Here is a 23,566-nt window from a genome sequence, read left to right on the forward strand (position 1 = left end):
CTACCGCATGCAACCGATCGTCCGCTGGTTCCACCAACTCGGCTCGCCGCCCACCTTCGACCGCTTCGCTCGTCGCTGGTCCCGTCTCTTCCTCGTCGCCTCGTTGCCGGTGCTGGCCCTGGGCCTGTGGCAGGCGCTGTTCGTGGTGCCCGCCGATTACCAGCAGGGCGACAGCTTCCGCATCCTGTTCGTGCACGTGCCCAGCGCGTGGATGAGCCTGTTTGTGTTCGCGCTGATGGCCCTGTATGCCGCCATCGCGCTCATCTGGAAGATCAAGATCTGCGAAGTGCTGGCCATGGCCTGCGCGCCGATCGGCGCCGGTTTCACCGCCGTCACCCTGCTCACCGGCAGCATCTGGGGCCGGCCGATGTGGGGCACGTGGTGGGACTGGGATCCGCGGCTGACCACCGAACTCATTCTGTTGTTCCTGTATTTCGGGGTGATCGGCCTGTACATGGCCATCGAAGACCGGCGCAATGCCGCGCGCGCCGCGGGGCTGCTGGCCATCGTTGGCGTTGCCCTGTTACCGGTCATCCGCTATTCGGTGGACTGGTGGGGCAGCCTGCACCAGGGCCAGACGATCCGTCTGTTCGGGCCGACCACGCTGGATGCGAGCATGCAGTTGCCGCTGTGGCTGATGGTCATCGGCACCAAGCTGTGGTTCGTCGGCTCGCTGCTGGCCAAGGCGCGTGCGGACAACCTGCAGCGCGAGGCCGGCAAGGACTGGGTACAACGCCAGCTGGGAGGCGCGCCATGAGCTATCTCGGTTACGTCGTCGGCGCCTACGCGGTATTCGTCGGCCTGCTGGTCGTCGATGCCATCGGCTCGCGCCTGCGCCTGCGCCGGGCCCTGCAGGTCGCACGGCAGCGCCAGCAACGCCAGGACGCGCGGCGCAGTGCCGCGACCGGGCCGCTGGAGCTGGAGCGATGAACCCGCAGCGCCGCCGTCGCCTGCTGTGGGTAGTGCTGTTGCTGGCCGCTTCGGGGCTGGCCACCGCGCTGGTGGCGATGGCCCTGCAGCGCAACGTGGCCTATCTGTATACGCCGGCCGAAGTGCTGCGTGGCGAGAACGGCAATGCCGAACGTTTCCGACTGGGCGGCATGGTCGCCAAGGGCTCTCTGACCCGGGAGCCTGGCTCGCTGGTCGCCCATTTCACCGTGACCGATGGCGATGCGGACCTCGTCGTGCGCAGCGACCAGATCCTGCCCGATCTGTTCCGCGAAGGCCAGGCCGTGGTGGTCACCGGACGTCTGCAGGGCGGCCAGTTCGTCGCCGAAGAAGTACTGGCCAAGCACGATGAAACCTACATGCCGAAGGAACTGGCCGACAAGATGGGCGAGGCGCACGTGAAGCACGATGTGCCCGTGCCCGTGCCCGAGGTGCGCTGAGTGCTGCCCGAACTCGGACAGATCCTGATGCTGCTGGCCCTGCTGGCCGCGCTGCTGCAGTCCAGCCTGCCTCTGGTGGGTGCGCATCGCCGCATCGGCAGCTGGATGCAGGTCGCCCGGCCTGCCGCGTTCGCGCAGCTGGTGCTGGTGCTCGCGGCGTTCGCGGTGCTGACGGCCGCCTTCGTACAGCAGGATTTTTCCGTCCGCTACGTCGCGGAGAACTCCAACAGCCTGCTGCCCATGGTGTACCGCTGGTCCGCAGTGTGGGGCGCCCATGAGGGCTCGCTGCTGCTATGGGCGCTGGTGCTGGCGGCATGGACCGGTGCGGTGGCGCTGGGCTCGCGGCAGCTGCCCGACGATGTGCAGGCGCGCGTGCTGGCGGTGATGGGCCTGGTCAGCGTCGGCTTCCTCGCCTTCCTGATCTTCACCTCCAATCCGTTCACCCGGTTGATTCCGGCGCCGCTGGAAGGCCGCGACCTCAATCCGCTGCTGCAGGACCCCGGATTGATCATCCATCCGCCGATGTTGTATCTGGGCTACGTCGGATTCTCGGTACCGTTCGCCTTCGCGGTCGCGGCGCTGCTGGACGGTCGCGTGGACACGCGCTGGGTGCGTTGGACGCGGCCGTGGACCAACGTCGCTTGGGCGTTCCTGACCCTGGGTATCGCACTGGGCAGCTGGTGGGCCTACTACGAACTCGGCTGGGGCGGCTGGTGGTTCTGGGACCCGGTGGAGAACGCCAGCTTCATGCCGTGGCTTGCCGGCGCGGCGCTGATCCATTCGCAGGCGGTCACCGAGAAGCGCGGAACGTTCGCCAGCTGGACGCTGCTGCTGGCCATCACCGCCTTTGCGCTCTCCTTGCTGGGTACGTTCCTGGTGCGCTCCGGCGTGCTGACCAGCGTGCACTCGTTTGCTGCCGATCCGTCGCGCGGCATGTTCATCCTGCTGTTCCTGGCCATCCTGGTCGGCGGTGCGCTGCTGCTGTACGTGCTGCGCGCCGGCCGCATGGGCGTGGACAGTGCCGATCCACGCAGAGGCTTCACCGCGACCTCGCGCGAAACCCTGTTGATGGCCAACAACCTGCTGCTGGCCTGTGCCTGCGCCATGGTGCTGCTGGGCACGCTGTATCCGCTGCTGGCCGATGCCTTGGGCATGGGCAAGATTTCCGTGGGTCCCCCCTACTTCGGCAGTCTGTTCCTGCTGTTGATGGCGCCGCTGGTGCTGCTGCTGCCGTTCGGACCGCTGGTCAACTGGCAGCGCGACCAGCCGTCGCGCGCACTTGCGCTGCTGGCCCCGTGGCTGCTGCTGGCCGTGCTGCTGGCGGCCGTCGCCTGGTGGCACGCACCGCAGAATGGCTGGAAGGTCGGGCTGGGCGTGGGCGCGGCCGCCTGGGTGGGACTCGGCACTGCACGCTTCATCTGGCAGCGGCTGCGCGGCAACGGCCGCTTCACCGCCGAGATGGTCGGCATGCTGCTGGGCCACGCCGGGGTCGCGGTGTTCCTGGCCGGCGCGTTGCTGGTGGAGGCGCTGAACGTGCAACGCGAGGTGGCCCTCGCACCGGGACAGACCGTAGTGGTGGGTGACCACGAAATCCGCTTCGAAGGCGTGGACCACCGCGAGGGGCCGAACTTCAGCGCGGACCGCGGCCACCTGCGCGTGTTCCGCGATGGGCGTGAGCTGGCCCTGCTGCACCCGGAAAAACGCCTGTACGCCAGCGGCGGGCAGGTGATGACCGAAGCCGGCATCGATGCGCGGCTGTCGGGTGACGTGTACGTAGCAATGGGCGAACCGCTGGGCAACAATGCATGGGCCGTACGCGTGCATATCAAGCCGTTCGTACGCTGGATCTGGCTCGGGGCGCTGTTGATGGCGCTCGGTGGCCTGGTTGCTGCGGCTGATCGTCGTTTCCGTCGTCGTTAGGAGTTGCGTTGTCCATGTCCGAATCCCCTGCCCCCCGCCCCTCCCGCCCGCTGCCGCCGGTAGCCATCGTGATCGGCGTGCTGTTCTTCTTCGGCCTGCTCGGGCTGATGGTGTACGGGGTGATGAAGAGCGACGATCCACAACGTGATGTACTGCCTTCGCCGCTGATCGGCAAACAGGCACCGGCGTTCAGCCTGCCGGTGCTGCATGACCCGGACATCATGGTGCGCAGCGAAGAACTGCGCGGCGCCCCGTACCTGTTGAACGTATGGGGCAGCTGGTGTGCGGCGTGCCGCGAAGAACATCCGGTGCTGACCCGCTTTGCCGAAAGCAAGCGCGTGCGCGTGATCGGCTACAACTGGAAGGACGAGCCCACCGATGCACTGCATTGGCTGGAGCAGCTGGGCAACCCGTTCATGGTGGTGCTGAGCGATATCGAAGGCCGCACCGCGATCGACTGGGGCATCACCGCCGCACCGGAGACCTTCCTGGTGGACGGCAGTGGCGTGGTGCGCTGGAAATACAGTGGCGCGATGACCCAGGCCGTCGTCGACCAGAAGCTGATCCCGGCGCTGGAACAGATCGAAAAGGCCCAGGCCGATGCCGGCAATGCGCTGCGCGCCACGCCCTGACCGCCGCGGCCTGGGCCTGCTCGCCAACGGCCTGCTGATGGCCGTGCTGCTGGTGGCTTCGCTGTTCTGCACCGCCACGCGTGCGCAGCAGCCGGTGCACGATGCGCGCCCGCTGCAGTTCGCCGATGCCGCCGAAGAGGCGCGCTTCCATGCCTTGGCCGCGCAACTGCGCTGCGTGCAGTGCCAGAACCAGTCGCTGGCCGATTCCAACGCGCAGATCGCCCAGGATCTTCGCCGCGAGGTGCTGGAGCTCATCCACCAGGGCCATGACGATGCCGAAGTGAAGCAGTTCCTGGTGCAGCGCTACGGCGAGTTCGTGCTCTATCAACCCACCCTGCAACCGGGCACCTGGTTGCTGTGGGGCGGGCCGCTGCTGTTCCTGCTCGGCGGCGGCGTGCTGTTGTGGCGGCTGGTGCGCCGTCGCGGCAGCGCCGTGGTGGTGGATGACGCACGCGGAGACGGCTGGTGACGCTCTGGCTTGCCCTGCTGTCCGGGCTGGCCGGCGTCGCGCTGGCCGCCTGCGTGCTGTGGCCGCTGCGACAGCGCGGGCGCACCGGCTTCATGGCGGCGTGCCTCAGTCTGGGTATCGTCAGCGCCAGCCTGTACCTGCTGGTCGGCGATCCACGCGCCGCGCAGCAGCCCGCCGCACCGTCCATGGCCGATCTTCGCCAAGGCGTGGAAGCGTTGGAGGCCTCGCTGCAGCGCGAGCCACAGCGCGCCGACGGCTGGGCACTGCTGGGCCGCTCACGCAGCGAGCTTGGCCAGAGCGCAGCGGCGGCCGATGCGTTCGCCCGTGCGGCCGCCTTGGCACCGGATGATGCCGGTCTGCTGGTCGAAGCGGCACAGGCTCGCGCGCAGGCCGACGCCGCGAAGCGGTTCGATGACACGGCACTGCAGTGGCTGCAGCATGCACTGACGGTGCAACCCGACGCCGAGCGCGCCGCCTGGCTGCTGGGCATCGCGCTGCGCCAACGCGGGCGCGATGCAGAAGCGGTCAAGGTGTGGTCGGCCTTGTTGCCGCGGCTGCAGCCCGGTGCGGCCACGGCGCTGGAACAGCAGCTGGCGATCGCACGCGCCGCGGCCGGCACCGAGGTACCCGCGCCGGGCCCGGCCCCGGCACAGCGAAACGCCGATCCGCTGCTGAGCGTGCGCATTGCGCTGCCCGCTGGCTTTGATCCCGCGCAGTGGCCGCAGGGAACGGCCCTGTTCGTGCTGGCGCGTGCCCCGGGGGGCCCGCCAATGCCGGTGGCGGTGCGCCGTTATCCTCTCGACGCCTTGCCGTCCAGCGTCACGCTCAGCGACGCCGACAGCCCGATGCCGACCCAGCCGCTGTCTACCCACGCACGCGTGGAGGTACTGGCCCGCCTGTCGCGCGCAGGGACGGCGTCGCACACCGAGGGTGACCTGGAAAGCGAACCGGTGACCGTGCAGCTGCCGCAGTCCGGCGAGCTGCAGCTGCAGCTGCGGTGACACGGTCCGCCGACGGCCCGCTGCGCTCGCCGACCCTGGGTCGGCGCTACCCTCGCCTGATACTGCACGCGCGGTAACGGCCTGCGCCGACGGCCCGCTGCGCTCGCCGACCATGGGTCGGCGCTACTCTCGCCTGATACTGCGCATGAGCCTCGTCTGGTAGCGCCGAGCCGTGCTCGGCGGAATCCTGCCGCCCACGAAAAAGCCCGGCGTGAGCCGGGCTTTTTGATTCCGCTTGCGCAGCCAGGGCTTAGTCGCCCTGCTGCTTCTGCATGTGTTCCCAACGCTCCTGGGCGTCGATGGTGCGCTCAGCGGTCAGGCGCGCCTCAAGGCGATCCAGGCCGATTTCTTCACCCGTATCCACGCAGTAACCGTAGTCACCGGCTTCCAGGCGCTTGAGCGTGCTGTCGATCTTGCCGATGAGCTTGCGGTAGCGGTCTCGGGTACGCAGTTCCAGCGAGTTCTCGGTCTCGCGGGTCGCGCGCTCGGCTTCATCGCCGATGTCACGCACTTCCTCGCGCAGGTTCTCGATGGTCTGCTTGGATTCTTCCACCAGGTCGGCGCGCCAGTCCTGCAGGCGCTTGCGGAAGTACTCCTGCTGCAGCGGGCTCATGTATTCCTCTTCCGCACCCGGCTTGTAACCGGTAGGCAGGATCGGACGGCCGGTGGCTTCGTCGGTCTTGTACTCGACCACCTTGTACTTGCTGCGCGGCGCCGGAGCGGTCGAGCGGGCGGTCACTGCCACGGCAACCTTGCCCACCGGGCGGGTTGCGGTCTTCGGGGCGGCATCGGATTTCACTGGAGTTTTCGCGGGCGATTTCGAAACGGGCACGGGATTCTTGATTTGCGGGGCCTTCTTGGCAGTTGCGTTGGCAGCCTTTGCAGGTGCCGCAGCGACCGCGTTACTGGCCGGGACAGACTTGGCCGGAGCCGGCGGGGCCGGCTTCGGTACGGACTTCACTGCGGGCGCCGCCGCTGGCTTGCCTGCCGGCTTGCTCGCGGCCTTGCCCACCACCGGCGAGGCCGGCGCGGACTTCTTCACCGCCGGACGGGCCGACGGCTTGTTGACGGACGCCTTGCCGGTAACCGGCTTGGCGGCCTTGGTCGCCGTGGCGACCTTGGAAACCTTCTTTACCGGGGCCTTACTGGCCGCGGTCTTCTTTGCCGCCGACGTGCTGACGACGCCCTTGCCGGCCGTCGTTCTGCCGGTGGACTTCGCAGGCTTGGAGGCCACCTTGGCCGTCTTGACTGCCTTGGCGGGTGCCGCCTTGACGGGTGCTGCCTTGGCCACCGCCTTCTTTGCCGGCGCCTTCGCTGCCGGGGCCTTTTTTGCCGCCGTCCTGGCTGTTCCCTGCTTGCTCGCTGTCTTCACTACCGGCTTGGCCGGCTTCTTCGCTACAGACTTGGCCGCCGTTTTCTTCGCAACAGGGCTGGCGGTTTTCTTGGCGGCCTTGACGGCCTTCTTTGCAGTTTTTTTAGCAGCCACGAAACGCTCTTCCTTGGATTCCCCGGGGCCCGGGAAAGCGGGCCTTTATAGCCTACCCGGCCGACAGCAGCAACCGCGTGACAGGACGCACACACGGCCCTCCCACTGCAGGACCCCATGCTGTCCCAGACCCGCTTCACCACCCGCGCGGCACGGAACGTGGCCGGCGGATCATGCCACCGGCATGGCTGCGGCGCAGGACGCGCGCGGCAGCCAACGGCCCATCCTGCGACAAATACGCGCCGCTGCCAACCATGCCCGCTGCGTCGCCTCTACTGAATGGGCGACAACGTCCTTGTGGGGGCCCTGAGGCCGCCGACTGCCATGCCGCCGCGATTCACCCCAAAGGACGGACCACGTTTTACTATGAACGGGTGATCTCCCACCTGCTCATCGCCGTGCTGCGCTTCTACAAGCGCTTCATCAGCCCGTTGCTCGGGCCGCGTTGCCGCTTTTTCCCCAGCTGTTCCGAATATGCCATGCAGGCCATCGCCGGCCACGGGCCGCTGCGCGGCAGCTGGCTTGCCGTGCGCCGCATCGGCCGCTGCCATCCCTTCCATCCCGGCGGATTCGATCCGGTGCCCGAGCGCACCGACGACCCTGCCTGCCGCTGTAAAGGAAACCACTGACATGTCGTCCACCCTGATCACCAATGCCCGCCTGGTCAACGAAGGCCGGGTCTTCACTGCCGATCTGCGCATCGAGAACGGCCGCATCGCCCGCATTGACGGCAGCCTGGCCGCCGGCGATGGCGAGCAGGTCGTCGACGCCGCTGGCCGCTGGCTGCTGCCCGGGATGATCGATGACCAGGTGCATTTCCGCGAACCCGGCCTGACCCACAAGGGCGACATCGCGACCGAATCGGCGGCGGCCGTGGCCGGTGGACTGACCACCTTCATGGACATGCCGAACACCAATCCGCCCACCTTGAACGCCGATGCACTGCAGGCCAAGTACGATGCCGCCGCGGGCCGCGCGCGCGCCAATTACGGCTTCTACATGGGTGCAAGCAACGACAACCTGGAGCACATCCAGCGGCTGGATCCGAAGACCGCGCCGGGCATCAAGGTCTTCATGGGCGCATCGACCGGCAACATGCTGGTGGACAACCCGGACACGCTGGATGCGATCTTCCGCGATGCGCCGACGCCGATCATCACCCACTGCGAAGACACGCCGATGATCGACGCGCTGGCCAAGCAGTTCCAGGCGCAGTACGGCGATACGCTGAGCGCTGAACAGCATCCGGACATCCGTTCGCGCGAAGCCTGCCTGAAGTCATCGCAGCTGGCGGTGGCGCTGGCGAGGAAACACGGCACGCGCCTGCACGTGCTGCATATCTCCACGGCCGACGAATTGATGCTGTTCGAGCGCGGACCGATGATCCGTGCCGATGGCAGTCGCAAGCAGATCACCGCGGAAACCTGCATCCATTTCCTGCGCTTCGACCGCACCGATTACGCGCGGCTGGGCAACCTGATCAAGTGCAACCCGGCCATCAAGGACGTGGCCGACCGCGAGGCACTGACCCGCGCCCTGGTGGAGGACATCATCGATGTGCTGGCCACCGACCACGCCCCGCATACCTGGGAAGAAAAGCAGAAACCCTACCCGCAGGCGCCGTCCGGCCTGCCCCTGGTGCAGTACGCCCTGACGGCCGCGCTGGAACTGGTGCACGAAGGCAAGCTCGACATCACGCGCGTGGTGCAGAAGTTCGCGCATGCGCCGGCGCAGCTGTTCGACGTGGCCGAGCGCGGGTTCCTGCGCGAAGGCTATTTCGCCGACCTGGTGCTGGTGGAAGACAAGCCGTTTACCGTGAAGCGCGAGGACGTGCTGTCCAAGTGCGGCTGGTCGCCCTTCGAAGGCACCACGTTCCAGTCGCGCATCGCGTCCACCTGGATCAACGGCCAGCTGGCCTGGGACGGTAGCCAGATTGTCGGTGCGGCCAACGGCCAGCGTCTGGCGTTCAGCCGCTGATGCGCGGGACATTGCTCGCGTCGATCCTGGCCGGCGCCCTGCCGGTCGTGCTGGCATTTCCGATCTCGCCTGCCGCCGCGCAGTCCGCCGAGGCCCGGGTGGTGTTCCCGGCAAGTGCATCGCAAGGCGCGATGGTGATCGGAAAAGTGCCCGCGGGCAGCACCGTGCGTTTCGGCGGACGCACGCTGCGCGTTAGCGGTTATGGCAGCGTGGTGTTCGGCATCGGTCGTGACGAGAAGGGTCCGCTGCAGGTGGACGTCCAGCGCCCCGACGGCGGCAGCGAGACCGTGCGTATCGCCGTCACGGCCCGCGACTGGCCGGTGGAGCGCGTCAACGGCGTCCCGCCGAAGACGGTCAATCCGCCCGCGGCCATTGCCGAGCGCATCAAGCGGGAGCAGGCGCAGGTCACTGCCGCCCGCGCCCGCGATGACAACCGCGCCGACTTCGCGCAGCCGTTCACGTGGCCGGTGCAGGGGCGCATCAGCGGGCGCTTCGGCAATGCACGCGTGTACAACGGTCAGCCCGGTTCGGGCCACTCCGGCATGGACATCGCGGTGCCCACCGGCACCCCGGTGAAGGCACCGGCCGCAGGTGTGGTCACATTTGCCGCGCCTGACCTGTATCTCACCGGCGGCACCTTGCTGTTGGACCATGGTTTCGGGGTCAGTTCGAATTTCCTGCACCTGTCGCGCATCGACGTAAAGGTGGGGGACCGTGTCGAGCAGGGTCAGGTGATCGCCGCCGTCGGCGCGACCGGGCGAGCGACCGGCCCGCACCTGCATTGGGGCATGAACTGGTTCGACACCCGCATGGATCCGCTGCTGGTGCTCGAACGGAAATAACGGTAGCGCCGAGCCACGCTCGGCGGAATCTTTCAGGCAACGGCCCGCTGCGCTCGCCGACCCTGGGTCGGCGCTACGGATTCCGGACGTCGCGGATGCTGCATCGGTAGCGCCGAGCCACGCTCGGCGGAATCGTCCAGCCAACGGCCCGCTGCGCTCGCCGACCATGGGTCGGCGCTACGGATTCCGGGCGTCGCGGATGCTGCATCGGTAGCGCCGAGCCACGCTCGGCGGAATCGTCCAGCCAACGGCCCGCTGCGCTCGCCGACCCTGGGTCGGCGCTACGGATTCCGGACGTCGCGGATGCTGCATCGGTAGCGCCGAGCCACGCTCGGCGGAATCGTCCAGCCAACGGCCCGCTGCGCTCGCCGACCCTGGGTCGGCGCTACGGATTCCGGGCGTCGCGGATTCTGCATCGGTAGCGCCGAGCCACGCTCGGCGGAATCTTTCAGGCAACGGCCCGCTGCGCTCGCCGACCATGGGGCGGCGCTACGAATTCCGGGCGTCGCAGATGCTGCATCGGTAGCGCCGAGCCACGCTCGGCGGAATCGTCCAGCGAACGGCCCGCTGCGCTCGCCGAGCGTGGCTCGGCGCTACTGTCGACGCGCTGGCATCAGCCCCGCGCGGCCCACCACACACGCAACAACGTGCGCACCGGGGTCGCTTCTATCGGCTTGCCGTTGGCCTGTGCCTGCAGCCGGGCACGGGCCAATGCTGCCCAGATCCGACGCGGCCGCGGGCCGGCAACGCGGCGACGCCACGGCTTCAACAGCATGCTGGCCCAGCGCTGGGCGGCCCCTGTGGCGTCCTGCTCCAGCAGTGATCGCGGGATACCGGCAACACCGGCATCGAACAGCCGCTGCGCCAGTGTCTGCGTCAGCACCGCATGCCCTGCCCCACTGCGCAATCGATCCTCGAACAGCACCGCCTCCACGCCTGCCACAGCGTTGGCGTAGTCGCCCAGCGCGCGTTCCGCGGCCGGCGCATCCGGCGCAACGGCACGCGCATCGACCAGCGACGGCAGTGCATCAGCCAGCTGCGCCCACGGCGCACGCACCGGCTCCAGCACGCGCCCCAGCGGATGCCGCGAGCGCTGTGACGCCCAGCTGCGCAGCTCCTCGCCCCACCAGGCCAGCTTGGCATCGGCCGGCAGCGGGTCGCCGCTGGTGTTGAGCATGTCGTCGAATTCCTGCAGCAGCGCGAACCACGCCACGGTGCGCGCGCGGAGGTCTGGCGCCACGAATGGCTCGGCGACCGACCATTCCGGCCAGCGGGCTCGCCATTTGTCGAGGAAACTGTCCAACCCACTGCTGTTCACTACACGTCCTTCAAATAGAACCCGGCACGGCCGGGAAAGTGGGCCACTGCGAGGCCTGTTGCAGGGAAACCGCATCTTCAACGTTGGTGTCGGCCTGCCAGGTCGCTGGATCGTCCTCGGCGAGGCGGTAGCCCCAGAGCGCGGCGATCGATCGCATGCCCGCCGCGCGTGCCGCGATGATGTCGCGCTCGTCGTCGCCGACATAGACGCAGTGCGGGGCACTGACGCCCATCAGCTGCGCGGCGTGGAGCAGCGGCAGGGGGTGCGGCTTGCGCTGCGGCAGCGAGTCGCCGCCGATCAACACCGCACACCGGTCCTGCCAGTGCTGCTGGGGCAGGATCAGCCGCGCCAGGTACTCCGGCTTGTTGGTGACGATGCCCCACCGCGCGCCATCGGCGTCCAACGCATCGAGCATGTCCGCCACTCCGTCGAACAGCACGGCATGCTGGCCGATCAGGACTTCATAGCGCTGCAGGAACTCCGGCACCAATCCATCGCGTGCGGTGTCGGGCAGCTCGGGGAACGCAACGGCCAGCATCGCGCGCGCGCCCTTGGACACCACGGGACGAAGCTGCTCCAGCGACACCGCCGCGCGGCCGCGTGCCGCCAGCATCGCCGTGGTGGTGGCCACGAAATCCGGCGCGCTGTCCAGCAGGGTGCCGTCCAGATCGAACAGCACCGCGCGCGGGAAGCGCGCTGCGGTCATGCGGGCTTGACCGCGTGGGCGAGGTAATTGATGTCGGTACGGCTGCTCAGGCGCGCACGGTTGCGCCACGGCTCGTAGGCCATGCCACTGACATCCTGCAACTGCAGGTCCGCTTCGCGCAGCCAGCGCGAGAGCTCGGCCGGCTTGATGAATTCCTGGTAGTGATGCGTCCCCTTCGGCAGCAGGCGCGCCACGTACTCGGCACCGACAATCGCCACCGCGAACGCGGCCGCGGTGCGGTTGATCGTGGACAGGAACAGCTGCCCGCCCGGCTTCAGCAGCTGCTTGCACGCCTCGATGATGGCGGCGGGATCGGGCACGTGCTCCAGCATTTCCATGCAGGTGACCACGTCGAAACCTGCCGGCTGCTCGGCCGCCAGGTCCTCGGCTGCCTGTACGCGGTAGTCGACGGTCACTCCACTTTCCAGCGCATGCAGCCGGGCGACCTTTACCAGCTCCGGGGCAAGGTCGATCGCGGTGACTTCCGCACCGGCCTGGGCCAATGCTTCGCTCAACAGGCCACCACCGCAGCCGATATCCAGCACGCGCAGGCCGCGCAGCGGAGCGCGCTCGGCCACGTACTGCAGGCGCACCGGGTTGAGTGCGTGCAGCGGTTTCTGCGGGCCGTCGGCATCCCACCAGCGGGTCGCCAGCGCGGCGAATTTGTCCAGTTCGGCCTGGTCGAAATTGGAAGAAGGATTGGGGGCATTCATGTCGGGAGTCCTTGCGGCGCTAGACGCACGCGGATGGGCAGTTCAGGCACGTACGTGGCGGATGCGCTCGCGCCACTGGCGTGCGTTGGCGATGATGCCCGGCAGGTCCATGCCGACCAGCTCGCGCTGCACCAGCTTGGGCTGTCCGGCAATCCAGACGTCGCTCACCTGCTGCCGGCCGGTGGCATACACCAGCTGGGACAGCACGTTGTGCAGCGGCTGGGTTTCCAGTGCGGACAGGTCCACGCAGACCAGGTCGGCCTGCTTGCCGACTTCGATCGAACCGATGCGCTCGCCGAAGCCCAGCGCGCGGGCACCGCCCAGTGTCGAGGCACGCAGCGTGGTCGCCGCATCCAGTGCGGTGGCATCGTTGGCGACGGCCTTGGCCAGGATCGCCGCGGTGCGGTTCTCGCTGAACATGTCCAGATCGTTGTTGCTGGCACAGCCATCGGTGCCGATCGCGAGATTGACGCCGGCCCGCTCAAGCGCGCACGCCGGACAGAAGCCGGACGCCAGCTTGAGGTTGGATTCGGGGCAGTGCACCACGCTCACGCCACGTTCGGCGCACAGGTGGATCTCCGCCTCGGTCAGCTGGGTCATGTGCACGGCGATCAGGCGGTCGTTGACCAGGCCCAGGCGATCGAGTCGCGCGAGCGGACGCTGGCCATGCAGCTTGATCGAATCGGTGATCTCCTGAGCGGTTTCATGCGTATGCAGGTGCACCTGCATGTCCAGCTGGTCGGACAGCATGCGCACGCGCTCGAAGTTCGCATCGTTGACCGTATACGGCGCGTGCGGGGCGAACGACGTGCCGATCAGCGGATCGTTGCGCCACTGGTCATGCAGCTCGCCAGCCTTCGCGAAGTACTCGTCATCGGACTTCGCCCACGCCGTGGGGAAATCGATGATCACCGCGCCGACCAGCGCGCGGAAACCATGTTTCTTGTAGACAGCCGCCTGCACGTCACCGAAGAAATAGTTCTCGTTGGCGCACGTGGTGCCGCCGCGCAGCATCTCGGCGATGGCCAGCGTGGTGCCGTCGGCCACGAATTCCGGCCCGATCACCGCCGCTTCCACCGGCCAGATGTGCTGTTGCAGCCAGGTCATCAGCGGCAGGTCGTCGGCCACCCCGCGCAGGAGCGTCATCGGATTGTGCGTGTGGGCATTGACCAGCCCGGGCATCAATGCAGCGTCCGGACGGCTCACCACCTGGGCGGCGCTGAAGCGCTCGCGGGCATCGGCGCGCGGCAGGACGGCGATGATCTCTCCGTTGCGGATGGCCACCGCGTGGTCTTCCAGCACCACCGCATGCGGCTCGATCGGGACCACGTAGCCGGCTTCGATCAGCAGGTCACAGGCTTCGGGGGTGCGCAGGGTATCGGTCATGCGGGCTCACTTGGCTGGGGGCGGCGGGCCTGCCGTGGGGGCGGCCGTTGGCCGTCCACCCTGTAGAGCAGGTAGCAGACTGCCGGCGGCCGTCTGCCAGGTGGAGCAGCAGCAGACGGCCAGCGGCCGTCTCTGCCGTAATCCGGCTTGGCCGGATTACTTTACGCGTGCGGAGTATTCGCCCGAACGCGTATCGACCTTGATGATTTCTTCCTGGTTGACGAACAGCGGCACACGCACCACTGCGCCGGTTTCCAGCGTGGCCGGCTTGCCGCCGCCGCCGGAGGTGTCGCCGCGCACGCCGGGATCGGTCTCGGTGATCTTCAGCTCGACGAAGTTCGGCGGCTGCACGAAGATCGGCGAACCGTTCCACAGGGTCACGATGCAGGACTCTTCGCCCTTCAGCCACTTCTCCGCGCCGCCCATGCCGGCCTTGTCGGCCTGGACCTGCTCGAAGGATTCCGGATCCATGAAGTGCCAGTACTCGCCGTCGCTGTACATGAAGTCCATGTTGGTGTCGACGACGTCGGCCACTTCCACGTTGTCGGTGGCTTTCATGGTCAGTTCGACCGTACGGCCGGACTTGATGAAGCGGTAGCGCACGCGGGTGAAGGCCTGGCCCTTGCCCGGCTTGATGAACTCGGTTTCCGAGATGACCGCCGGTTCATTGTTGACCAGGATCTTCATCCCGTTCTTGACATCGTTCATGCCCGCAGTGGCCATGCTCAAGCTCCTCAAATGGCGAAACCGCCGCATGTGCGGCGAGCCGGATAGAATGGAACGCCCACCGGAGGCCGGTGGGCGCTGATTTATATCCCCATGATAACCGCAGGCCCCCTGTCCATGCAGCTCTCTGCCGCTCCCCGCCCCGTCTCCGCCCGCTGGCAGCAGCTCTGGCGCCAGGCGATCCGCGACCCGGCCGAGCTGTTGTCCCGGCTGGGGTTGGATCCGGTGGCACTGGGCGTATCCGAGGCCGCCCTGCAGCAGTTCGCGCAGCGGGTGCCGGAGGGCTTCGCCGGGCGCATGCGGCATGGCGATCCGCACGACCCCCTGTTGCGCCAGGTATTGCCGGTCAACGAGGAAATGCGGCAGGTCGAAGGATTCAGTTTCGATGCCGTGGGCGACGGTGCCGCAAAGAAGGCCACCGGCGTCATCCAGAAGTACCGCGGGCGGGCGCTGCTGGTCACCACCGGCAGCTGCGCGATCAACTGCCGCTACTGCTTCCGTCGCCACTTCGACTACGGTACGGAAAACGCGGCCAAGGGCGGATGGCAGGATGCGGTGCAGGCAATCGCCGAAGACCCGTCCATCGATGAAGTCATTCTGTCCGGGGGTGACCCGCTGTCGCTGGCCACGCACAAACTGGTCGAATTGACCGACGCCCTGCGTGCCATCCCGCACATCCGCCGCCTGCGCATCCACAGCCGCCTGCCGATCGTGCTGCCCGAACGGGTGGATGACGAACTCATCGCCTGGCTCGGCAGCCTTCCCTGGCCGCTGGCTTTCGTGGTGCATGCAAACCATGCCAATGAGTTCGACGACAGCGTGGACACCGCGATGGCGCGACTGCGCGCGGCCGGCGTCCAGCTGCTCAACCAGGCCGTGCTGCTGCGCGGCGTCAACGACAGCGTCGAAGCCCTCGCCGCGCTGAGCGAACGCAGCTTCGCCGCCGGCGTGCTGCCCTACTACCTGCACCAGCTGGACAAGGTGGAAGGCGTAGCGCACTTCGAAGTCGACGACGCCCGCGCCAAGGCGCTGCTGGCCGCGCTGACCGCCCGCCTGTCCGGCTACCTCGTGCCCAAGCTGGTACGCGAACTCCCCGGCGACCCCAGCAAGCGCCCGCTGTAGAAAAAAGGGGACGGAGGGGATTAAGTCGCATCTGGCCCACGCGGGCCAGATGCGACTTAATCCCCTCCGTCCCCTTTTTTCAGGCGCCGGATTCGATCATCTGCACGATCGCCGTGGCGGTGACCGGGTGGCTCAGCCAGTAGCCTTGGGCGAGGTCGCAGCCACGCTGGCTCAACAGCTCGAACTGCACTTCCTGTTCGATGCCTTCGGCGACCACGGTGATGCCCAGCGCATGGGCCATGGCGATGATCGCAGTAGTCAGGGCCAAGTCGTCCGGGTCGCGCTGCATGTCGGCCACGAAGCTCTTGTCGATCTTCACCCCGTCCACCGGCACTTGGCGAAGATGACTCAGGCCGGAGAACCCCGTACCGAAATCGTCCAGCCAGACTTTGACGCCTGTCCGGTGCAGCTTGTCCAACAGTTGTGCGGCGAGCATTTCATCGCCGATGACCGCGGTTTCGGTCAGCTCCAGGTGCAGGCGCGAGGCGGGCAGACCGGATTCATGCAGGCACTGCGCGACCAGATCCGGCAACTCGCCCCCGCGCAGCTGCCGCGGCGACACGTTGACCGACACGAAGAGACCTTCGTCATCCACGTTGCGGGGCCACTGCGCCGCTTCCATGCAGGCCGCACGCAGGACTTTCGGCCCGATGACTTCAATCAACCCACTCTGCTCGGCCACTTCGATGAACACCGAAGGCGGAATCGTGCCCATCGTCGGGTGCTGCCAGCGCAGCAGCACTTCCACGCCGACCATGCGGCGATCGCGCGTGCGGAAGATCGGCTGGTAGGCCAGCCGCAGTTCACCGCGCTCCCATGCACCGCGCAGCTCCTGCTCCATGTGCACGCGACGCTCCACCGCATGGTCCATCGCCCGGCTGTAGTACCGGTGGCAGTTCTTTCCCGCCATCTTGGCCTGGTACATCGCCACGTCCCCGTTCTTCAGCAGCGCCGTGGCATCGGCTGCATCATCGGGGAACAAGGTGACGCCGATGGAGGCGCCCAGAAACAGTTCCTTGCCGTGCACCCGGAGCGGCTTGCCCAGCTCGTGCACCAGACGGTCGGCCAGCTCGCGCGCACGTGCCGCCACGTCGCCCTCGCCGAGCAGGATCACGAATTCGTCGCCGCCGAAGCGGGCAAGCAGCGCATCGTCGCCCCCCGCCTCTGACACGGCATCGCCGATACGCTGCACGAACTGCAACAGGGCCTCGTCCCCGGCATCGTGACCCAGCGTGTCGTTGACCCGCTTGAAATCATCCATGTCGGCGAACAGCAACGCCAAGCGCTGGCCCGACGCACGTGCGGCCATCAGGCGATGGTCCAAGGCCTCGCGGAAGGCGAGCCGGTTGGTCAGGCCGGTCAGGGCATCGGTGTAGGCCATGTGGCGGACTTCGCGGTCATGCCGCGCTATCGCATCCCGCATGCGGGCAAAAGCGCGCACCAGCTCACCTACCTCGTCATCGCGATGGTTCTCGCGCAGTGGCACCTGGTAATCGCCGGCTTCAATCTGCCGTGCGGCCAGCGCCAGCCCTCGTATCGGGGCGACCAGCGTGCGCTGTACATACATCACAACGGCCACGCCGATCGCCAGCAGCAGCCCCAGCATCAGCAGCAGCCAGCCGAGGTGGCGCGTGCCTACCTGCTGCAGGCGCTGGGCCAGGGTCTGGCTGGCCTGCGCCTCCAGCGCCTGGATCTCCTGCAAGGCCATGCCGACGCGCACGCCCCCAAGGCGCTGGTTGCCGATCATGATGGGCATGCTGTTTTCCAGCACTTTCGGCGACTCCTGCACCAGTGGACCGGTGGCCGCGATCGCGCCAGCCGCCAGCGGATCGGACATCGCCCGCCCGTAGCCGGGCACCGCGACGGTGCCGTCGTGCAGCAGACGGCCCTTGCCATCGAACACCAGCACATACCCCACCGCGCGTTGGCGGGCGATGTTGCGCACCAACGCGCCGACCTGCTCCAGGTCGTTGTAGTAGATCGGATTGGCCAGCGCATCCGCCAGCTCGCGCGCCATGATCTCGCCACGGCTGCGCGTGCTGCGGTCGAACAGTTCATGGATCACCGTGCCGCTCAGCCGCGTGACCTCCCGCTGCGACGCAGCCTGCCTCCCCAGCAACACACCGAGGATCGCCACCACCACCAGCATCGCCCCGCCCATCGCGAGCACGAAGCGCGCCTGCATCCCAGACCCTAGCCGCCTCATTCCACTTCCATCCGCACGCGTACCAAGCCTTGTTTCAAATCATCCAGGCGCTGCTGCATCCGCGCATCGACGCGGTGGAAGCCGGATGTACCAAAAAACCGTTCAAGCGCACCGCGCGCAGCGGGATCGTTCGCCGCATCCAGCAGCACCTGCTGCAGCCGGTCGCGCACGCGCACGTCCAGGTCGGCGCGCACCACTTCCACCGCGCGCGGATACGGCGCGGTGCGGAAGATCACCCGCAGGTCATGCTTGAACGCCGGCGGCACGCGCCGCTCGTCGTCCCAGTCCACGCTGCTGACCACGCCGCCGTCCACCATGCCCTTCTGCACGAAGGTCGCGATGTTCAATTCGGTACGGGCGAACACATACCCCACGGCGTCAGCAGTCGGCACATCGTCGGGCGACTGCAGGATCTGCGGCACCATCCCGTGCTCGAGCAGGGTCATCGCCGGCACGAGGTACGCGCTGGTGGAGGCCACGTTCTGCAAGGCCACCGTGTGCCCGCGCAGATCGGCGAGCTGGCGCACAGGGCTTTCCTTCCGCACGAAAAACACGCTGTGGTAATCGCGCACGCCACTGCGCTCGGTGAGCAGCAGCGGGCGCGCGTCGGCACGCTGCCCGAGCGCGACGGCAGTGCCGGCGGTTTCTGTGACCCAGTCGACCCGACCCCGGCGCAGATAGCTGGCCATCTGCTGGGCATCGCGTGCCATCAGCACGCGGCCCTCGCGGATGCCAAGGTCGTGCATGTGCGCTACCACGTAGTCCAGCAACGGCTGCAGCTGTGGGTAATGCGCCTGCGGGTCATCGGTGATGCGCCCCAGCACCAGCACATGGCTGTCGCCCTGGCGGTTCGTGGGTACGGGTGCGGACGCAGCAAAGCACGTGCCTGCCGACAGCAGACACGCCAGGCCCAGCAGTCCCCACTGCATGCGTCCCAGCCAACCGATCACGATGACCCCCTTGGTGTAGGGGAAAGACTACCCGAAAAAGTGAGAACTGCGTCAGGCTATTTGTCGCCCTCGTGGGCAATCCGGGCCATCCGCTGGGCGTCGGCCAGAATGCCGCGCAGCAGGCGGACTTCCTGTTCGCTCGGCGCACTGCGCAGGAACAGGCGACGCAGCTTGCGCATCGCCGATTCCGGCGCCCTTCCCTTGTGGAACTCGATCTCTTCCAGCGTCTCACCCAGCTGACCGAAGAAGCTCTCCATCTGCTCGTGGCTGGCAGGCTGCTCGCGCAGGCCGGGCTCGACCACCGGCACGGCGGCATCGCCCAACAAGCGCATGCGCACTTCGTAGGCCAGCACCTGCACCGCGGCAGCCAGATTGAGCGAACTGAAGGCCGGATCGGACGGAATGTGCACCGCGACGTGGCACAGCTGCAGTTCTTCGTTGGTCAGGCCGGTGCGCTCCCGGCCGAACACCACCGCCACCTCGGCGCCTTCGGCCGCCTTGCCAGCCACCCGTTCGGCAGCCAAGGTGGGCAGCAGCTCTTCCAGCTGCACCCGACGCGCGCGGGCCGTGCAGCCCAGCACCAGGGTGCAGTCCGCAACGGCGTCTGCCAGGGTGGCCACCACCGGCGCGTCGCCCAGCACGTCCTCGGCCCCGGCCGAGCGGCGGAAGGCTTCTTCATCAAGCGGCTTTTCCGGGGCGACCAGGACCAACCGGCTCAGGCCCATGGTCTTCATGGCACGTGCGGCGGCACCCATGTTGCCGGGATGCTGGGTGCCCACCAGGACAAAACGGATACGGGGAGCTAGGGATGGATCGGACATGAACGCAGTAGTCGAGCTGGACGGCCTGCAATGGTAAACTGTGCGGCCGGCCACTGCGCCGGACCTGCTCTTTTCCCCCGCCAATCCCCCCTCTGCCCTCCCGGGAGCTATTACCATGCAGAAACCCGCCGTCACCGTCATGGTCAAGGCCGCCCGCCTCGCCGGCAATGTATTGCTGCGCAACATCAACAAGCTCGAGACGCTGAACGTCGTTCAGAAGGGCCGTATGGACTATGCGAGCGAGGTGGATGGCGATGCGGAAAAGGTCATCATCAAGGAACTCAAGCGCGCCTACCCCGAGTACGGCGTGATCGGCGAAGAGGGCGGCATCCAGGGCGCCAACCGCTACATGTGGGTGATCGATCCGCTGGACGGAACCAGCAACTACCTGCGCGGTTTTCCGCACTACTGCGTGTCCATTGCACTGGTCGAGAACGGCGAGCCGATCGATGCGGTCATCTTCGACCCGCTGCGCAATGAGCTGTTCACGGCCAGCCGTGGCGCCGGCGCGGTGTTCAACGATCGCCGCATCCGCGTGTCGGACCGCAAGGACCTGGAAGGCACGATGATCCACACCGGCTTCGCGCCGCGCGAGCGCGCCCGCGCCAGCGCCCAGCTGAAGACGGTCGATACGCTGCTGGTGCAGGCCGAAGACATGCGCCGTACCGGCTCGGCGGCACTCGACCTGGCCTACGTGGCCTGTGGTCGCGCCGATGCCTACTTCGAAGCCGGCGTGAAGTCGTGGGACATCGCGGCAGGTGTGCTGCTGGTGCGCGAGGCGGGCGGCAAGGTATGCGATTACAAGGGCGCCCCCCTGGGCCGCATGGACAACCGCGGCCCGGAAAACCACCAGGTGGTCGCCGGCAACCTGAAGGTGGCCGAGGCGCTGCAGAAGGTGCTGGTCAACACCGGCTATGCCGCCGAGTTCGACGCGAAGTTCTGACGCTTCGCTTCAACATCCGGCTGGTCGAACGGCGCCTGCGGGCGCCGTTCTACTGTCTGGTGCAACAGCAGGATCGGCAGGTCCATGGTGGCCAAGGAGCCGTCGGGCATGCCGACATGGGTAGCGCCGAGCCGTGCTCGGCGGAATGTTCCCGCCAACGGCCCGCTGCGCTCGCCGACCATGGGTCGGCGCTACCGCTTCAACATCCGGCTGGTCGAACGGTGCAACAGCAGGATCGGCAGGTCCATGGTGGCCAAGGAGCCGTCGGGCATACCGACATGGGTAGCGNCCGACCATGGGTCGGCGCTACCGCTTTTCATTTCTCATTACGTGGCGGGCCGCGCGCGCCGACGCTGACTCAGGGGCTCCCTCCACCCGACGGGTCAACGGAGCCACCGGTAGCGCCGACCCATGGTCGGCGGAATGTTCACGCCAACGGCCCGCTACGCTCGCCGACCATGGGTCGGCGCTACCGCTTTTCATTCTTCATTACGTGGCGGGACGCGCGCGCCGACGCTGACTCAGGGGCTCCCTCCCCCAGACGGGTCAACGGAGCCACCGGTAGCGCCGACCCATGGTCGGCGGAATGTTTCCGCCAACGGCCCGCTACGCTCGCCGACCATGGGTCGGCGCTACCGCTTTTCTTTTTTCATTACGTGGCGGGACGCGCGCGGACTGTCAGGGCCGGGCGGGAGGGGTTGGTGGGGGCGTTGAGCGCCATGGATGGCGCGAAACGAGGCCCGCATGGATGCAGCCCTTGCCGTCCCCCACCAACCCCTCCCGCCCGGCCCACTCCCAGGACACCGCTGTCCGCGACCCACCACGAGGGGCTCCGCCGTTCGCTGCCAACCAACAGCCAACAAAAAACCCGGCCGAAGCCGGGCTTTTCGCGTGCAATCAAAAGAAGAATCGATTACTCGCCAGCCGCGTGACGCGCCTGCTGCTCGTCTTCCTTCTGGCGATCAAAGAAGGCCATGATCTTGCTCATCACCGGGAACGTACCCTCGCGACCCAGCGCCGACACCAGGAACCACGGCTCCTTCCAGCCCAGATCCGCAATGATCTGCTCGGCCGCAGCCTTGGCCTCGTCCTCGAACATCAGGTCGGCCTTGTTCAGCACCAGCCAGCGCGGCTTCTGCAGCAGCTCCGGATCGTGACGTTCCAGCTCGCGCTCGATCGCACGCACCTGCTCCACCGGCGAGATTTCCACCCCGCCTTCCATCGGCGAAATGTCCACCAGATGCAGCAACAGGCGGGTGCGCTGCAGGTGGCGCAGGAACTGCGCACCCAAGCCTGCACCGTCGGCCGCGCCTTCGATCAGGCCCGGAATATCGGCGATCACGAAGCTGCGGTAGTTCTCCACCTTCACCACACCCAGGTTCGGGTACAGCGTGGTGAACGGGTAATCGGCCACCTTCGGCGTTGCCGCCGACACCGCGCGGATCAGCGTGCTCTTGCCGGCATTGGGGAAGCCCAGCAGACCGACGTCGGCCAGCAGCTTCAGCTCCAGCTTCAACGAACGCTCTTCGCCCGGCTCGCCCGGCAGCGCCTGGCGCGGCGAGCGGTTGGTCGAGCTCTTGAAATGCATGTTGCCCAGGCCGCCACGGCCGCCCTTGGCCACCAACAGGCGATCGCCGTGCGTGGTCATGTCACCGATCACTTCGTCGGTGGCCACGTTGGTCACCGTCGTGCCGATCGGCACGGTGATGATCAGGTCTTCGCCGCCCTTGCCATAGGCCTGGCGGCCCATCCCGTTCTCGCCGCGCTGCGCCTTGAAGATGCGGTCATGGCGGAAATCGACCAGGGTGTTCAGGTTTTCGTCGGCGCGGATCCACACGCTGCCACCGCCGCCGCCATCGCCACCATCGGGGCCACCGAGCGGGATGAACTTCTCGCGACGGAAGCCGATACAGCCATTGCCGCCGTTGCCGGCGAACACTTCAATTTCTGCTTCGTCTACCAGTTTCATTTTTCGATGCCTACGATGGGCGCGGCAGCCTGCCGTCGCCTTGGGATTCTAGCGCGCCGGCGCAGCCGGAGCACGGCCACCTGGGCGGTGGGCCGGGTACTTCATTCAACGAAAAACCCCGCCGAAGCGGGGCTCTTCTGCAGCGAACCCATGACCAGCATGGGCTGCCAGCCAGGCCTGGATCAGGCTTCGACCGACACCACGCTGACGGTACGACGCTTGTTCGGACCCTTGACCGAGAACTCCACCTTGCCGTTCACCAGGGCGAACAGGGTGTGGTCACGGCCGAGGCCGACGCCGGTACCCGGATGGAACTGGGTGCCGCGCTGACGCACGATGATGTTGCCGGCGTCGATGGCCTGGCCACCGAAGATCTTCACGCCGAGGTATTTCGGGTTGGAGTCGCGACCGTTGCGCGAAGAGCCTACGCCTTTTTTATGTGCCATGACCTATCTCCTTACTTGCTGCTGCCACCGGCAACGCCGGTGATCTCGATTTCGGTGTAGTACTGACGGTGACCCTGGCGCTTCATGTGGTGCTTACGACGACGGAACTTGATGATCCGGATCTTGTCGGCACGACCCTGGGACAGGACGGTGGCAGTGACCGAAGCGCCGCTCAGGGCGTCGCCGATCTTGATGCCATCGCTGTCGCCGAGCAGCAGGATGTTGTCAAACTTGATCTCGCTGCCGACTTCGACTTCGAGCTTTTCCACGCGGAGCTTTTCGCCCTGCGCGACGCGGTATTGCTTACCGCCGGTGACCAGTACTGCGTACATGACCAGACTTCCTTTGTAGTTATTGTGGTCTATTGGCTGTTGCCATCGAGGGCAAACAGGAGCGGAATTGTACGCGAGCCCCCTGCCCCGGTCAACCCAGCCCCACGCCACGCAAACGCAGGCGGCACAAGGCCTTCATCACCCTGACTGGCAATCTCATCCCATGCGACTGGCGGCTGGCATTGTCGCCCATTGCCCCCATCTGGTCTGCTC

General features: G+C 67.1%; 24 protein-coding genes. 12 read left to right on the forward strand and 12 right to left on the reverse strand.

The features are described from left to right. Positions 1-7: 7 nt before the first annotated feature. The 7 genes from IFT65_RS10455 to IFT65_RS10485 are packed head-to-tail and all read left to right on the forward strand — an operon-like array spanning position 8 to position 5,410. Positions 8-757 (forward strand): heme ABC transporter permease, encoded by a 750-nt coding sequence (locus tag IFT65_RS10455; protein ID WP_192081391.1) that lies wholly within the window; start codon positions 8-10, stop codon positions 755-757. Next, positions 754-930, forward strand: a complete 177-nt coding sequence (gene ccmD, locus IFT65_RS10460; protein ID WP_188326825.1) for a heme exporter protein CcmD — start codon at positions 754-756, stop codon at positions 928-930. The genes IFT65_RS10455 and ccmD overlap by 4 nt, the downstream gene beginning before the upstream one ends. Then, the gene (gene ccmE / locus IFT65_RS10465; RefSeq protein ID WP_192081392.1) at positions 927-1,388 is read left to right on the forward strand and encodes a cytochrome c maturation protein CcmE; all 462 of its coding nucleotides are present in this window, start codon (positions 927-929) and stop codon (positions 1,386-1,388) included. Before ccmD ends, ccmE begins: the two co-directional genes overlap by 4 nt. After that, positions 1,389-3,308: a heme lyase CcmF/NrfE family subunit gene (locus IFT65_RS10470; RefSeq protein WP_188326823.1), complete on the forward strand. Its 1,920-nt coding sequence runs from the start codon at positions 1,389-1,391 to the stop codon at positions 3,306-3,308. A gap of 14 nt (positions 3,309-3,322) precedes the next feature. Further along, the gene (locus IFT65_RS10475) at positions 3,323-3,940 is read left to right on the forward strand and encodes a DsbE family thiol:disulfide interchange protein (RefSeq protein WP_192081393.1); all 618 of its coding nucleotides are present in this window, start codon (positions 3,323-3,325) and stop codon (positions 3,938-3,940) included. A 37-nt stretch (positions 3,941-3,977) separates the two neighbouring features. Beyond that, positions 3,978-4,409, forward strand: a complete 432-nt coding sequence (locus IFT65_RS10480) for a cytochrome c-type biogenesis protein (RefSeq protein WP_249405138.1) — start codon at positions 3,978-3,980, stop codon at positions 4,407-4,409. Beyond that, on the forward strand, positions 4,406-5,410 hold the full coding sequence (locus tag IFT65_RS10485) for a cytochrome C biogenesis protein (RefSeq protein WP_342365879.1): 1,005 nt from the start codon (positions 4,406-4,408) through the stop codon (positions 5,408-5,410). Before IFT65_RS10480 ends, IFT65_RS10485 begins: the two co-directional genes overlap by 4 nt. 250 nt (positions 5,411-5,660) lie before the next feature. Here the strand turns inward: IFT65_RS10485 and dksA are convergent, their stop codons facing one another. Then, the gene (gene dksA, locus IFT65_RS10490) at positions 5,661-6,896 is read right to left on the reverse strand and encodes an RNA polymerase-binding protein DksA (protein ID WP_192081395.1); all 1,236 of its coding nucleotides are present in this window, start codon (positions 6,894-6,896) and stop codon (positions 5,661-5,663) included. A gap of 374 nt (positions 6,897-7,270) precedes the next feature. Between dksA and yidD the strand changes: the two genes are divergently transcribed. From yidD to IFT65_RS10505, 3 genes are read left to right on the forward strand one after another with little or no spacing between them, the layout of a single operon-like run. Continuing rightward, positions 7,271-7,525: a membrane protein insertion efficiency factor YidD gene (yidD, locus tag IFT65_RS18710; RefSeq protein ID WP_223203044.1), complete on the forward strand. Its 255-nt coding sequence runs from the start codon at positions 7,271-7,273 to the stop codon at positions 7,523-7,525. A 1-nt stretch (position 7,526) separates the two neighbouring features. Continuing rightward, a complete protein-coding gene (locus IFT65_RS10500) occupies positions 7,527-8,873 on the forward strand; it encodes a dihydroorotase (protein ID WP_192081397.1) in 1,347 nt (448 codons plus the stop codon). Next, entirely contained in the window at positions 8,873-9,715 is an 843-nt protein-coding gene (locus IFT65_RS10505; protein ID WP_192081398.1) for a M23 family metallopeptidase, read from the forward strand. Before IFT65_RS10500 ends, IFT65_RS10505 begins: the two co-directional genes overlap by 1 nt. 613 nt (positions 9,716-10,328) lie before the next feature. Here IFT65_RS10505 and IFT65_RS10510 read toward each other — a convergent pair. The 5 genes from IFT65_RS10510 to efp form a co-directional block, all read right to left on the reverse strand. Then, a complete protein-coding gene (locus tag IFT65_RS10510) occupies positions 10,329-11,033 on the reverse strand; it encodes a squalene/phytoene synthase family protein (RefSeq protein ID WP_192081399.1) in 705 nt (234 codons plus the stop codon). A gap of 10 nt (positions 11,034-11,043) precedes the next feature. Then, positions 11,044-11,739, reverse strand: a complete 696-nt coding sequence (locus IFT65_RS10515) for a phosphoglycolate phosphatase (RefSeq protein ID WP_192081400.1) — start codon at positions 11,737-11,739, stop codon at positions 11,044-11,046. Continuing rightward, the gene (gene ubiG, locus IFT65_RS10520; RefSeq protein WP_192081401.1) at positions 11,736-12,452 is read right to left on the reverse strand and encodes a bifunctional 2-polyprenyl-6-hydroxyphenol methylase/3-demethylubiquinol 3-O-methyltransferase UbiG; all 717 of its coding nucleotides are present in this window, start codon (positions 12,450-12,452) and stop codon (positions 11,736-11,738) included. Before ubiG ends, IFT65_RS10515 begins: the two co-directional genes overlap by 4 nt. A 42-nt stretch (positions 12,453-12,494) precedes the next feature. Continuing rightward, positions 12,495-13,838, reverse strand: coding sequence for a TRZ/ATZ family hydrolase (locus tag IFT65_RS10525; RefSeq protein ID WP_192081402.1), 1,344 nt, complete (start codon positions 13,836-13,838; stop codon positions 12,495-12,497). 156 nt (positions 13,839-13,994) lie between these two features. After that, complete coding sequence (gene efp, locus IFT65_RS10530; RefSeq protein WP_188326812.1) at positions 13,995-14,561, reverse strand: elongation factor P; 567 nt, start codon at positions 14,559-14,561, stop codon at positions 13,995-13,997. Between the two features lie 120 nt (positions 14,562-14,681). On the opposite strand from efp, the gene epmB reads away from it, so the two are divergent. Then, positions 14,682-15,686 (forward strand): EF-P beta-lysylation protein EpmB, encoded by a 1,005-nt coding sequence (epmB, locus tag IFT65_RS10535; protein ID WP_192081403.1) that lies wholly within the window; start codon positions 14,682-14,684, stop codon positions 15,684-15,686. Positions 15,687-15,765: 79 nt separating this feature from the next. Here the strand turns inward: epmB and IFT65_RS10540 are convergent, their stop codons facing one another. From IFT65_RS10540 to IFT65_RS10550, 3 genes are all read right to left on the reverse strand, one after another. Continuing rightward, a complete protein-coding gene (locus IFT65_RS10540; RefSeq protein ID WP_188326810.1) occupies positions 15,766-17,892 on the reverse strand; it encodes a GGDEF domain-containing phosphodiesterase in 2,127 nt (708 codons plus the stop codon). After that, the gene (locus IFT65_RS10545; RefSeq protein ID WP_192081583.1) at positions 17,889-18,821 is read right to left on the reverse strand and encodes a phosphate/phosphite/phosphonate ABC transporter substrate-binding protein; all 933 of its coding nucleotides are present in this window, start codon (positions 18,819-18,821) and stop codon (positions 17,889-17,891) included. Before IFT65_RS10545 ends, IFT65_RS10540 begins: the two co-directional genes overlap by 4 nt. A gap of 77 nt (positions 18,822-18,898) precedes the next feature. Further along, positions 18,899-19,663 carry an RNA methyltransferase gene (locus IFT65_RS10550; RefSeq protein ID WP_192081404.1) on the reverse strand — a complete coding sequence of 255 codons (765 nt, stop codon included), beginning with the start codon at positions 19,661-19,663 and terminating at the stop codon, positions 18,899-18,901. Positions 19,664-19,778: 115 nt separating this feature from the next. On the opposite strand from IFT65_RS10550, the gene IFT65_RS10555 reads away from it, so the two are divergent. Next, positions 19,779-20,606: an inositol monophosphatase family protein gene (locus tag IFT65_RS10555; RefSeq protein ID WP_192081405.1), complete on the forward strand. Its 828-nt coding sequence runs from the start codon at positions 19,779-19,781 to the stop codon at positions 20,604-20,606. A gap of 913 nt (positions 20,607-21,519) precedes the next feature. Here IFT65_RS10555 and cgtA read toward each other — a convergent pair. The 3 genes from cgtA to rplU form a co-directional block, all read right to left on the reverse strand. Continuing rightward, positions 21,520-22,575 (reverse strand): Obg family GTPase CgtA, encoded by a 1,056-nt coding sequence (cgtA, locus tag IFT65_RS10560; RefSeq protein WP_188326511.1) that lies wholly within the window; start codon positions 22,573-22,575, stop codon positions 21,520-21,522. Positions 22,576-22,757: 182 nt separating this feature from the next. Beyond that, positions 22,758-23,021, reverse strand: a complete 264-nt coding sequence (rpmA, locus tag IFT65_RS10565; protein WP_188326510.1) for a 50S ribosomal protein L27 — start codon at positions 23,019-23,021, stop codon at positions 22,758-22,760. Between the two features lie 11 nt (positions 23,022-23,032). Next, positions 23,033-23,353 carry a 50S ribosomal protein L21 gene (gene rplU / locus IFT65_RS10570; RefSeq protein ID WP_188326509.1) on the reverse strand — a complete coding sequence of 107 codons (321 nt, stop codon included), beginning with the start codon at positions 23,351-23,353 and terminating at the stop codon, positions 23,033-23,035. Positions 23,354-23,566: the final 213 nt, after the last annotated feature.

Source organism: Stenotrophomonas sp. CFBP 13725 (assembly GCF_014841935.1).
Taxonomy (GTDB): domain Bacteria; phylum Pseudomonadota; class Gammaproteobacteria; order Xanthomonadales; family Xanthomonadaceae; genus Stenotrophomonas.